9 protein-coding genes and 1 pseudogene are annotated in these 12,597 nt (G+C 65.1%); 5 read left to right on the top strand and 5 right to left on the bottom strand.

Translation table 11 applies throughout. The annotated features are described in order from the left end of the window. Positions 1-60: 60 nt before the first annotated feature. Genes RAD10_RS16650 through RAD10_RS16660 form a run of 3 tightly spaced genes read right to left on the bottom strand, consistent with a single transcriptional unit; the run spans position 61 to position 3,011 of the window. Positions 61-645, bottom strand: coding sequence for an amino acid synthesis family protein (locus RAD10_RS16650; RefSeq protein ID WP_018320970.1), 585 nt, complete (start codon positions 643-645; stop codon positions 61-63). A 15-nt stretch (positions 646-660) separates the two neighbouring features. Further along, complete coding sequence (locus RAD10_RS16655; RefSeq protein ID WP_461618377.1) at positions 661-1,557, bottom strand: UPF0280 family protein; 897 nt, start codon at positions 1,555-1,557, stop codon at positions 661-663. Continuing rightward, positions 1,554-3,011, bottom strand: a complete 1,458-nt coding sequence (locus RAD10_RS16660; RefSeq protein WP_461618378.1) for a 6-hydroxynicotinate reductase — start codon at positions 3,009-3,011, stop codon at positions 1,554-1,556. The genes RAD10_RS16655 and RAD10_RS16660 overlap by 4 nt, the downstream gene beginning before the upstream one ends. Positions 3,012-3,261: 250 nt before the next feature. Between RAD10_RS16660 and RAD10_RS16665 the strand changes: the two genes are divergently transcribed. Together RAD10_RS16665 and RAD10_RS16670 are read left to right on the top strand one after the other, a co-directional pair. Beyond that, on the top strand, positions 3,262-3,744 hold the full coding sequence (locus RAD10_RS16665) for a (2Fe-2S)-binding protein (RefSeq protein WP_461618379.1): 483 nt from the start codon (positions 3,262-3,264) through the stop codon (positions 3,742-3,744). Next, a complete protein-coding gene (locus tag RAD10_RS16670; protein WP_461618380.1) occupies positions 3,744-7,268 on the top strand; it encodes a molybdopterin cofactor-binding domain-containing protein in 3,525 nt (1,174 codons plus the stop codon). Before RAD10_RS16665 ends, RAD10_RS16670 begins: the two co-directional genes overlap by 1 nt. Here the strand turns inward: RAD10_RS16670 and RAD10_RS16675 are convergent. Beyond that, positions 7,265-8,233 (bottom strand): catechol 2,3-dioxygenase, encoded by a 969-nt coding sequence (locus RAD10_RS16675; RefSeq protein WP_461618381.1) that lies wholly within the window; start codon positions 8,231-8,233, stop codon positions 7,265-7,267. The genes RAD10_RS16670 and RAD10_RS16675 overlap by 4 nt on opposite strands. 405 nt (positions 8,234-8,638) lie before the next feature. On the opposite strand from RAD10_RS16675, the gene RAD10_RS16680 reads away from it, so the two are divergent. The 3 genes and pseudogenes from RAD10_RS16680 (at position 8,639) to RAD10_RS16690 (ending at position 11,230) form a co-directional block, all read left to right on the top strand. Then, the gene (locus tag RAD10_RS16680; RefSeq protein WP_026202466.1) at positions 8,639-10,378 is read left to right on the top strand and encodes an ATP-binding protein; all 1,740 of its coding nucleotides are present in this window, start codon (positions 8,639-8,641) and stop codon (positions 10,376-10,378) included. A 212-nt stretch (positions 10,379-10,590) separates the two neighbouring features. After that, positions 10,591-10,695: pseudogene (locus RAD10_RS16685) on the top strand (peroxidase-related enzyme); the annotation flags it as partial. 19 nt (positions 10,696-10,714) lie between these two features. Then, entirely contained in the window at positions 10,715-11,230 is a 516-nt protein-coding gene (locus RAD10_RS16690) for an MgtC/SapB family protein (RefSeq protein WP_461618382.1), read from the top strand. 217 nt (positions 11,231-11,447) lie between these two features. Here RAD10_RS16690 and RAD10_RS16695 read toward each other — a convergent pair whose 3' ends face one another. After that, a complete protein-coding gene (locus RAD10_RS16695; protein WP_461618383.1) occupies positions 11,448-12,593 on the bottom strand; it encodes a PepSY-associated TM helix domain-containing protein in 1,146 nt (381 codons plus the stop codon). Between the last annotated feature and the right edge of the window lie 4 nt (positions 12,594-12,597).

Consider the following 12,597-nt stretch of genomic DNA (forward strand, 5'->3'; position numbering starts at 1 on the left):
CTCTTTACGTCTTCTGCCTGATCTCACCGGAGAGGCTGTGCCCGCCTCCCGCTTCGAGCCCTATCTCAGACCGTCCTCGCCCTTCACTTCCGCAACCGTAAGCCCGCCGACGCGCGGCAGCGGACGGCCGCTGTCGGTGACGGCGACCGCGACCATGATCTCGTTGGCACGCGGCGCGTCGTTGATCTGCACCTCCATGCCGTCGAAATGGCTGCGCACGAAGGCGGCGTCCTTGTGCCCAAGCGGGATGTCGAGCGTGGTGCCCGGACCGCTGCGCTTCTTCGACGACGGGATCAGCGCCGCGCCCTTGCTCAGCACCTTGCGCACCGGCGCGCCCATCTTGGGATGGAGGATCGCGGCGGCATGCTCCAGCTCACCGTTCTCGCCGACGGCAGCAGCCTTGCCATAGCTCTGCGCCTTCGCGCCATCGATGCCGAGCGCAGCCACGGCGCGCTTCGACAAGAGCTCGCCGAGCTCCTCGCCGATCGCGATCAGCGGCGAGAGATCCTCGACATATTGTCCGGCAAAGGGATTTTCGATGACGGCGATCGCAGCCGCGCGCCGGGTCGGCGGCGAGACCTGGCGGCCCATCTCCATCTGCGTCTCTTCGACGACGGTGACGATCTTGCGGATGATCGCGCTCATGTTTCGCCTCCCTGTTCAGGCACAGACCGCGTTCTCCAGCGCAAGCGGGCGCGTTCGTTGCTCTTCTATATCCTTAGGTCCGATGACAAGCATATCACCACAAAGCCGCACCACGGCACCCTCGATCAATCCGCGATCGAACAATTGGCGTGCACATTCCGCGCCAGATTCGAGCGCCGTCGCGATCTCGTCCTGCGACAACTCGCCGACGTCGCGGGTGACGAGGCGCGAGCCGAGATCGCTGTCGGGCTGAAGCTCGTTTGCGGGCGTCCGGATGATGGCGGGATGCCCGGGCAGATCGACGGCGTTGGCTATGACCGTGGCAGCCGCATCGGCCTGCGACGCCGTTGCCGCCAGCACCGTCACGGCGTCGGCAATGCCGAGCGAAAAGCTGCGGCCGTGGCGTCCGCTGGTCGCAATGCCCCGCACGGGGGCATCCGCATCCACCCTCATCGTCCGCATCACGCCAGCGCGATCGGGGCGGTCCATCAGGCCGACCGAAAAATGCTCGCCTTTGCCGAGATGGAGCGCGATGTCGCCACCATTGTTGACATAAGCTTGATCGAGCGATGCCACGTTGAGCATGGCGCCCAGGATCTCCTCTGCCACGCTACCGGCAACAGCCGCCATCGGCGTGATGAAGCAATTGGAGGCATAGGGCGCGACCGCGGCATGCATCCGGCGCGCCACCACGCCCTTCAACGAAGTCCGCTTCCCGGCGGCCGACCGCAGCTCCGGCAATTCGGCGCAGAGCTCGTCGAGCAGTCCAGTGAAGCGGCGCACAGCCGCCTCATAGGCTGCACGCACATCATCCGTGCGCCCCCTCGCCTCAACGACCAGATCAATCGGTCCATCCTGCAAATGCAGCCGCCGGCCATCAGACAGCAATGCGATTTGCGGGAGCCTTGTCATGCCCGAGGCCCCGGGATCGGGTTCTGCCAGGGCAGCTGACGGACATCGTCGCCGTTCTGGACCTCTGAGAGCGGCTTCACGTAATCCATGTGCCCGCCGAGCGCGGCATAGTCGGACAGCTTCATCGTGAACTCGATCGGCGCAACCAGCGCCGGCGTCGGCACGTAGCCGAACGCGCCCGCCGGCATCTGCGTCACGTCGACCATGTAGGTGATTCCGCCCCCCGGCCAGACATAGACCGGCGCGCCGCCACTGGTGACGCGCGTCAGCGCATCCTTCACCGAGCGCGTCAGCCGCACCGGATTGTCGGTGACACCGGCGCGCAACGAGCCGCCGGCCCCCGCCATGAACAGCACCGTGCATAGCGCCGGCTCGCAATTCTCCTGGATGCGCTCGACCGAAAATTTCAGATCATCAGGCATCTCGGTCTCGACCGGCTTCAGGCCCTCGTCGAGCACGTAGTAGGACGAATGCTCGCCGGTCGTGGAGACCATCAGCATCGAGAGACCCGGTTTTGCTTCCTTGGCGTCGAACGGCCCGAGGATCGCGAGCGGATCGGAGATATTGGTGCCGCCCCACCCCGTGCCGGGATCGGCGACCTGGAAATAGCGGCCGGGCGTCGAGCGGCGGCCCTTCATCTTGATGCCGGTGTCGGCGATGTCGAGCAGCTTGCCGGCCTGATGCTCACTTAGCACGCCGGTGATGTGGTCATCGACCACGACGACCTCGTCGACCTTGCCGTGCCATTGCTTGGCGAACATGCCGATCGTCGCCGAGCCGCAGCCGACCCGCATGCGCTCTTCTTTCATGCCGTTGACGATCGGCGGCTGGCCGGCCTGGACCACGACGCTCACGCCGCCGTCGATGGTGAGCTCGACCGCCTTGCAATTGGCGAGGTCCATCAGCGTGTCGCAGGTGATGCGGCCCTCCTTCTTGGAGCCGCCGGTGAGATGATGCACGCCGCCCAGCGACAGCATCTGCGAGCCGTATTCGCTGGTGGTGACGTGGCCGACGGCCTCGCCCTGCGCGCGGACGGTCGCAGTCTCCGGCCCGAGATAGCGATCGGTGTCGATCTTCACCTTGATGCCGCAATAGGAGAAGATGCCCTCGGTGACCACAGTCACCATGTCGACGCCGTCGACCTCCGCCGAGACGATGAACGGCGCCGGCTTGTAGTCGGGATAGGTCGTGCCCGCACCGATCGCCGTCACAAAGGTGGAAGGTTCGTGGACGATCTTGCCGTCCCAATCTTCGGTGCGGCTGAACGGGACCAGCTTTCCGCCATGCGAGACCGTGCGCTCCAGGATCACATGCGGATCGACGCGGACGAGCTTGCCGTCGTGATTGGCGTAGCGGTCGCAAGCGCCCGCCGCCCCCGGCTTGATGTAGCACATCACCGGACAGGCATCGCAGCGGATCTTGTCGATAGCAGTGCTCGTCGTTTCCATCACCATATCAGAGCCAGCGAGACCGCGGTTATCATTCGTATACGAACGATGGTGCGCGCGCCCCGGATGGCTGTCAAGCGGCGGTGCAGCGCAAAAGATGCGGCTGCTGCATAAAACCTCATTTGCCTATCCGCTCTGTCCACAAAGAAGGCAGTCGCGCTGCAGTGCGGCATGCACGGCTTGCACGTTTGTGTACAAACGGTATCGTCGCGATGGAGATTTTCGCCATGACTTGGCCGAGCGCTTGGAAACGAGGATGACGCAGACACCGATCCGCCTCACCGTAAACGGGGGGATCTACGAGGTCGCTGCAGCGCCGGAGACGCCGCTGCTCTACGTCCTGCGCAACGACCTCGCGCTCAACGGACCGAAATATGGTTGCGGCCTCGGCGAATGCGGCACCTGTGCTGTCCTGATCGATGGGGCCGCGGCCCGCGCCTGCGTGATTCCCATCAGTGGCTGCGCCGGCCGCGACATCGTGACGCTCGAAGGGCTCGGCACGCGCGACAAGCCTGACGTGGTGCAGCAGGCCTTCATCGACGAACAGGCTGCGCAATGCGGCTATTGCCTCAACGGCATGATCATGACCACCAAGGCGCTGCTCGCGATCAACCCGCGGCCGACCGAACAGGAAGCGCTGGCGGCGCTGCGTTACAATCTCTGCCGCTGCGGCACGCATGTCGAAATCCTGCGCGCCGTGATGCGCGCTTCCGGCCAGCTCACCGAGGCCATTGATTGATGGCCTCCCCTGCCCTTGATGGAGCTGAACGCCAATCCGGCTCGCTCGTCGTCGCCCGCACCGTGGACGAACTCACATCCGAGACTTTCATCCGGATCACCGCGGATGGATCGGTCAGCGCCTATAACGGCCACGTCGATCTCGGCACCGGCATCCGCACCGCGCTCGGCCAGATCGTCGCCGAGGAGCTGGACGTGTCCTTTGCGCGCGTCGTCGTCGTGCTCGGCGACACTGCGGTGGTGCCGAACCAGGGCGCGACGATCGCGAGCGAGACCATCCAGATCACCGCCGTACCCCTGCGCAAGGCCGCGGCGCAGGCACGCCACTTCCTGATCGCGCGCGCGGCCGAGCGGCTGGAGCTGCCGGCGGCAGATCTCAGGATCGAGGACGGTCTCGTGCGCGGCCGCGACAACCGCAGCATCAGCTATGGCGAATTGATCGGCGGCGAGACGATCAGCCTCGAGCTTGCCGACGACGTCACCGTCAAGGCGGTCGACGATTATGCCATCGTCGGCCAGTCGATGCCGCGCGTCGACCTGCCCGCCAAGGCCACGGGCGAATTGACCTTCGTTCACGATATCCGTGTCCCCGGCATGCTGCACGGCCGCGTGGTTCGCCCGCCCTATGCCGGTGTCGATGCCGGTCCGTTCGTCGGCACCAGCCTGATCGCGGTCGACGAATCCTCGGTGCGCGACATTCCCGGGCTTGTCGCCGTGGTGCGCATCGGCGATTTCGTCGGTGTCGTCGCCGAGCGTGAGGAAAATGCGATCCGTGCGGCCGAGCAGCTTGCAGTCAGCTGGAAGCCGACGCCGGCGTTGACCGATCTTTCCAACGTCGAGACCGCGCTGCGCGCCAATCCATCGACGCCGCGCACGCTGATCGACAAGGGCGACGTCGATGCGGCGATATCAGGCGCGGCCAAGCCGATGCAGCGCACTTACGTGTGGCCGTATCAGATGCACGCCTCGATCGGCCCGTCCTGCGCCGTCGCGGATTTTCAGGACGGCAACATCCGGGTCTGGTCGGGCACGCAAAATCCGCACGTGCTGCGCAGCGACCTCGCACTTCTGGTCGAGCGTCCCGAGAGCGAGGTCGAGGTGATCCGGCTGGAAGCCGCCGGCTGCTACGGGCGCAACTGCGCCGACGATGTCACTGCCGACGCCTTGCTGCTGTCGCGCGCCGTCGGCCGGCCCGTCCGCGTACAGCTGACCCGCGAGCAGGAGCACGCCTGGGAGCCCAAGGGCACCGCGCAGCTCATTGACGTCAATGGCGGTCTGGATGCGGACGGCGGTATCGCAGCGTATGATCTCGCCACGCGTTATCCCTCGAACGCCGCGCCGACGCTGGCGCTGCTGCTCACCGGCCGCATTCCATCCGAGCCTGCCGTGCTGCAGATGGGCGACCGCACGGCGATCCCGCCCTACGATTACGACCACATGCGCGTCGTCGCCCATGACATGCCGCCGATCGTGCGCGCCTCCTGGTTCCGCGGTGTCTCCGCGCTGCCGAACACGTTTGCGCACGAATCCTACATCGACGAAGCCGCAACCGAGGCCGGCGTCGATCCGATCGAATACCGCCTGCGCTACCTCAAGGACCAGCGCGCCGTCGATCTCGTCAATGCAGTAGCCGAGCGCGCGGGCTGGACGCCGCGGCCGGTGCGCGAAAAGAAGGACGGCGAGATCGTGCACGGGCGCGGCTTTGCCTATGCGCTCTACGTCCACAGCAAGTTTCCCGGCTACGGCGCGGCGTGGTCGGCCTGGATTGCCGACGTCGCGGTGAACAAATCGACCGGCGATGTCAGCGTGACGCGCGTGGTTGCGGGACAGGATTCCGGATTGATGATCAATCCGGACGGCGTCCGCCACCAGATCCAAGGCAACGTCATCCAATCCACCAGCCGCGCGCTGATGGAAGAAGTCTCGTTCGAGCGCGGCACGGTCGCGGCGCGCGAATGGGGCGCCTATCCGATCATCCCCTTCCCCGATGTGCCCAAGATCGACGTCTTGATGCTGCCGCGTCAGGACCAGCCGCCGCTCGGCGTCGGCGAGTCCGCTTCAGTCCCGAGCGCGGCGGCGATCGCGAACGCAATCTTCGATGCCACCGGCGTGCGCTTTCGCGAGCCGCCCTTTACGCCCGAACGCATCCTGAGGGGATTGCACGGTGAAACATCGCCCGTGCCGCAGGCCCTGCCCGCGCCGGCTGCGCCACAGCCGTCGCGCATCTGGGAGAATCCCTTCGCCAATCGCGCCGGCATCTTGGCTGCGATTGCCGCCGTCTGCACCGCCGCGATCGGCATCGGCGCGGCGCTTCTGCCGGGGCGCGCGATTGCGCCAATCGCGCGGCCCGACGCATCGGTCTATTCCGCCGCGACGATCGCACGGGGAGAGCAGCTTGCTGCGCTCGGCAATTGCGCGGAGTGCCACACCAATATCGGCGGCGTACTCAATGCCGGCGGCCGCGCATTGGAGACGCCATTCGGCACGATCTATTCAACCAACATCACCTCCGACGTCGAGACCGGCATCGGCGCCTGGTCCTATCCCGCCTTCGAGCGCGCAATGCGCGACGGCTTGCATCGCGACGGCCGGCAGCTCTATCCCGCATTTCCCTACACACACTTCTCCAAGACAAGCGAAGCCGACCTTCAGGCGCTCTATGCCTATCTGATGGCGCAGCCTGCAGTGCGCGCGACGGCGCCGGCGAACACGCTCGCCTTCCCGTTCAACCTGCGCCCGCTGCTCGCGGGTTGGAATGCGCTCTTCCACCAGGCAAAGGAATTCAAGCCCGACCCCACCAAGTCCGAGGCCTGGAATCGCGGCGCCTATCTCGTCGAGGGCCTCGGCCATTGCAGCGGCTGCCACTCGCCGCGCAACGCGCTCGGCGCCGAGCAGCGCAATGCCTATCTCGCCGGTGGCTTCGCCGAAGGCTGGGAAGCGCCACCGCTGACCTCGCTCTCTCACGCCCCGATCCCGTGGAGCGAGGACGAGCTGTTCGCCTATTTGCGCACCGGCCATTCGCGCTATCACGGCGTCGCCGCCGGCCCGATGGCGCCTGTTGTCAGGGATCTCAAGGCCCTGCCCGACCAGGACATCCGCGCCATGGCGGTCTATCTCAACTCGTTCAACGACACCGCAGCCGATGCGCCGGGGCTGCTTGCCGCGAAGCTGGAGAGCGCGACGCAGGTTACCGTCGCCTCGTCCACCGGCGCGCGCCTCTATCAGGGCGCCTGCGCCGTCTGCCACGAGGTCGGCGGCCTGCCGTTGTTCGGCAGCCGGCCCTCGCTCGCGCTCAGCAGCAATCTGCACAGCGCCACATCGGACAATCTCGTGCAGGTGATCCTCCACGGCATCGCCGAGCCCGTGTCGAGCGACCTCGGCTACATGCCGGCGTTCAGGAACAGCATGAGCGACGCGCAGGTGGAGGAGCTCGTCAGCTTCCTGCGCGGCCAGTTCGCGCCGGACAAGCCGGCGTGGGCCGGCGTGCGCGAGACGATTGCGCGGGTGCGCAATTCAATCCACTAAGCGTGCTTCTTCACGTCCACCGGCGGCGTGCCGTGGGTGTGGAAGGACTCGATCGTCTTCAGCCCCCACGCCTGGCCCTTCTTGCGCTCCTCCTCGGTCCACACGATCGGCTTCCAGTCCGGCGCGAGGATCAGGCGGGCGCCGGCATTGGCGACTTCGACGCGGTTGCCGCCGGGCTCGTAGACGTAGAGGAAGAAAGTCTGCTGGATCGCGTGCTTGTGCGGGCCGGTCTCGATGTGGATGCCGTTCTCCAGGAAGATGTCGGCAGCGCGCAGAATTTCCTCGCGGCTGTCGAGCGCGTAGGTGACGTGGTGGAAGCGGCCCGGCACGCCTGAATGGTCGAGCGAATAGGCGAAATCATAGCTCTTGTTCGACATCGTCAGCCACATCGCTGCTTCCCGGCCGTCGTTGAGCACGATCTGCTCGGTGAGGCGGCAGCCGAGGTAATTCTCGAAGAACTCACGGTTGGCCTTGATGTCGACGGCGAGGCAGTTGAGATGATCGAGGCGGCGGACATTAACGCCGCGCGCGGGGAAGCGCTGCGCCTGGTTCTTCAGCGCCGGCTTCAGCTCGGGCGGCGCCTGATACCATTCGGTCTCGTAATAGAGCTCGACGATGTGGCCGTCAGGGTCGCGGCAGCGGAAGGTCGGCCCCTGCCCCATGTCGCCGTCGATCCAGCCGATGTCGAAGCCGGAGCCCTTGAGCGCGGCAACGCGGCGCTCCAGCGCCTGCTGGCTGCGCGCGCGCAGCGCCATGTGCTCCATGCCCGAAGTCTTGGACGCCGTGAGCTTGAGCGAATAGCGCTCGTAATCGTCCCAGCCGCGCAAGTAGACCGACTCGCCCTTCTGGCCGCTGACGGTCATGCCCATGACGTCGACGAAGAATTTCAGACTCTCATCCGGCTTGGGTGTCAGCAGCTCCATATGGCCGAGATGAGCGAGATCGAGGATCGGTTCGGGCTGCATGGCTTTCCTCCAGGGCACAGCTGGCGATCCGCCGACCGAATCGCAGGGAGCAAGGCTGCTCAGCGCCCGGAGACGGTCGCAAGGCCCGCCGGCCTATTTGTACTAATGTACAAATGATTAGGTCCCGTCAACAAATCATACACCCCTCGATCGAAGGAAGACGTCCCGAACGATGGAACTGACTGGCCGGATGGTAAAACGTTCCTTAATTGCCTATCGGCTCCAATGGCCTGAAATCGCGCCAATTTTCCGCCGTTTCCGCCCGTAAGTATGCAATCGGAACAAACCTCACGGCCGAATTGTCGCGGATTTAACGAAGTGCCCGCGCCTGGCGCTTAACCGTTTGTGCAGCCGCGGCCGCGCATAGTCCGAGCAAATCCCTTGCTCTTGCCAGGTTCATTCATCGTGACATCCTTTGGACGCGTGATTTCGGTTCGCGGATCGCTGGCCCGGGTCGGGCTGCTGGCAGAAAGCCAGATGCCGATCTCGGAAGTTCGGGCGACCGTCGGCCGCTTTGTCAGTATTCGCAGCGCCAGCTCGGTCATCGTTGCGATGATCACCGAGGTGTCCTGCGAGAACCTGTCGAGCAGCGACAGTTATATCGCGGTTGCCTCGGTCGACCTGCTCGGCGAGATCCTCAACGCCAGCGACAAGCCGAAATTTCAGCGCGGCGTCACCAACTATCCGACCATCGGCGATTCCGTCGATCTGATTACCAGCCAGGAGCTGCGCACGATCTACGCGCCGACCGGCTCGGACCAGATCAATGTCGGCTTCCTCCAGCAGGATCGCTCGGTCGTCGCCTATGTCGATGTCGAGGAAATGCTGTCCAAGCATTTTGCGGTGCTGGGATCGACCGGCGTCGGCAAATCCACCGGCGTGTCGCTGCTGCTCAACGAGATCCTGAAGGCGCGTCCGAACCTGCGCATCTTCCTGCTCGACGTGCACAACGAATATGGCCGTTGCTTCGGCGACCGCGCGCTGGTGCTCAACCCGCGAAACCTGAAGCTGCCGTTCTGGCTGTTCAATTTCGAGGAAATCGTCGACGTGCTGTTCGGCGGCCGCGCCGGCGTGCCCGAGGAGCTCGACATCCTGGCCGAGGTGATCCCGCTCGCCAAGGGGGTGTACACCCAATACCAGAACGCCGACCGCATCGGCCTCAAGCGCATCGATCCCAAGCAGATCGGCTACACCGTCGACACCCCGGTGCCGTACCGCCTGGTCGACCTGATGTCGCTGATCGACGAGCGCATGGGCAAGCTCGAGAACCGCTCCTCGCGCATCATCTATCACAAGCTGATCTCGCGCATCGAAGCGGTGCGCAACGACCCCCGCTACGCCTTCATGTTCGACAACGCCAATGTCGGCGGCGACACCATGGCCGAGGTCATCAGCCATCTGTTCCGCCTACCGGCGAACGGCAAGCCGATGACGGTGATGCAGCTCGCCGGCTTCCCCGCCGAGGTCATCGATTCCGTCGTCTCGGTGCTGTGCCGCATGGCCTTCGATTTCGGCCTGTGGAGCGACGGCGTCTCGCCGCTGCTGTTCGTCTGCGAGGAAGCGCATCGCTACGCCTCCGCCGACCGCAACATCGGCTTCGGCCCGACCCGCAAGGCGGTGTCGCGCATCGCCAAGGAAGGCCGCAAATACGGCGTCTATCTCGGTCTCATCACCCAGCGTCCGGCCGAGCTCGACGCCACCATCATCTCCCAGTGCAATACGCTGTTCACGATGCGTCTTGCCAACGAGCGCGACCAGGCGCTGCTGCGCGCCGCGGTGTCGGACGCCGCCGCGAACCTGCTCTCCTTCGTGCCTTCGCTCGGCACGCGTGAAGTGCTGGCCTTCGGCGAAGGCGTCGCGCTGCCGACCCGGTTGCGCTTCAAGGAGGTGCCACCGCACCAATTGCCTCGCGGCGAGGCCACCATCAGCAGCGTGCCTTCGGTCACCTCCGGCCACGACATGCATTTCGTCAGCGCCGTGCTCGAACGCTGGCGCGGCGCCACCTCGCAGCGCGACGTGCCGAACGACCCTGTGTTCTCGGCTCCGCCCGCCAAGACGCTCTCCAACGTCGAGGCCCCGATGCTGCAGCCCTCGATGGGTCTCGATCCGGACCGCTTCTCGCTGTTGAAGAAGCCGCTGCGGTAAGGGACGGACACTTCGGCAAATTCCGCTGTCATGCCCCGGCTTGACCGGGGCATCCAGTACTCCGTGACCTCTCGATTCAATCACTCCCGTCTCTGGAATACTGGATCGCCCGGTCAAGTGTTCAAGCCGGGCGATGACAGCGTGCGTGAGGTCCGTTGAGGCGATCGCCCGCATCGACTATGGTCCCCGGCCGCAAGGCGGAATCCATGCCCATGACAAAGCCCGCGCAACGCTTCCCTGCTCCCGCCCTCGATACGCTGCCCGATGACATCCGCACGCGTCTTCTCGCGGTGCAGAAGAAGAGCGGCTTCGTGCCGAAGAAGTGACGGACAAGAGATGACCGAGATGGACTGGCCCGAAATCCTGCTGCGCCTCGGCACCGCGACGCTCGCCGGTAGCGCGATCGGCCTGAACCGCGACCTGCACGGCAAGCCGATCGGGCTGAAGACGCTCGGCATCGTCGGGCTCTCCACCGCGGCCGTCGTGCTGCTCGCGGTCCAGTTCGCTGAGCCTGGCAAGATCACCGATGCGACGAGCCGTGTGATCCAGGGCATCCTGACCGGCATCGGCTTTCTCGGAGCCGGCGTCATCGTCCACGAGAGCGATCGTTTTCGCGTGCGCGGCCTGACCAGCGCGGCCTGCACCTTCCTCGCCGCCTGTCTCGGCATTGCGTGCGGCGCCGGGCAATGGAAAATAGTTCTAGTCGCGCTGGCCTTCGCTTTCGTGCTGCTCACCATCGGCCGCCGTGTCGAACGCTGGCTGCATCGGATGCTTGGCGGCAAGGATGAGAGACGTGACGTCGGCCACGACATCGAAGCACGCCATTTTTCAGAGCCCGATCGGCATCCATAGACCTCAGCGCGGTTGACCCGCGCGACGCCAGCAGAAGATGGCCAGAACGACCGGCAGCGACAACGCCAGCCACGAAAGAGCGTCCCAGACACCGTCTCCGGCGAGCGCAAAGCCGAGCCCTGCGCCGCAGATGACGCCGACAAGGACAGGCCAGCGGAAGACATCCCATGCGCTTCTGTGGACCCGAGGCTGATTCCGGGAGGGAATGGCCATGGGACTAGACGCCGACTGCCGCGGTCCGGCCCGCGTCGAGCGGCTTGCGGCGGACCGATGATTTCCGCCGCGCGATCCAGAGATAGATCCCGCTGACGAGGACGATGATCGTGATGATGTCCAGCAGCGCCCAAATGATCTTCAGCGGAAGCCCGCCATAGTCGCCGAAATGCAGCGGGCGCGAGACCTGAAGCGTCTTCAGATACCAGGGCACCTCGGGGGCCACGATCGTCTTGCCGTCATTGGCGTCGACGAGCATCGGCTGGAGCATGCGCGCCGTGAAGGGCGTCGCGCCCTTGGTCCAGATGACCAAGTGCTGCGGGCTGCCGAAGCGTGCCGATGTCGGCATCGTCACCGAGGTGACCAGACGATCCGGAAATCTCGCGCGGACGAGCTCGACGGCAGTCTGAACCGACGGGATCGGAGCCACGGGCTTGCCTAGATGAGGCGCCAGCAAGACCGGGATCAACTGCGCGCGCCACAGGTCGAACAGCGGCGTCGCCAGCGTGTTGATCATGCCGGTGAGACCCACCACCGTCGCCCAGGTCACGGTGACGATGCCGAAGAGATTATGGGTGTCGAGCCATTCGGCGCGAGGCGATGATCGCCGTCGGATCGTGCCGAAATCAAGCCGGCGCATGAACGGCCAATAGACGATCACGCCGGAGATGATCGACGCGGCGAACACGAGACCCATCGCGCCGAGAAACAATTCGCCCGGCAGGCCTGCAAACATGTCCTTGTGAATTCGCAACACGAAATCCATGACGCTCTGATGCGGAGCCTCCTCCCCGAGCATTTCGGCCGTCCGCGCATCGAACGTTAGACGATGGAAGTTACCCGGCGCCGGGACAGCGGTCGGAGACACCGCGACCGTCACCAGCGGTTCCGTCTGCTTGAGATTGAGAAGCAGGACGTAGTGCCCCGGAAAGCGCGCTTGGGCCGCAGCGATCATCCGGTCGAGCGAGAGACGCGGCGTTCCCTCCGGCATGGCGGGCGCCGCGATCTCATCCTCGAGCAGATCGTCGATCTCGTCGTGGAAGATCAGCGGAAGCCCGGTCACGCACAGCATCAGCAGGAACAGCATGCACGCCAGCGACGTCCAGGTGTGAATGCGCGACCATAGCCGGATCGTGCGTGCCTGAACCATGATC

Source organism: Bradyrhizobium sp. 23AC (assembly GCF_054863025.1).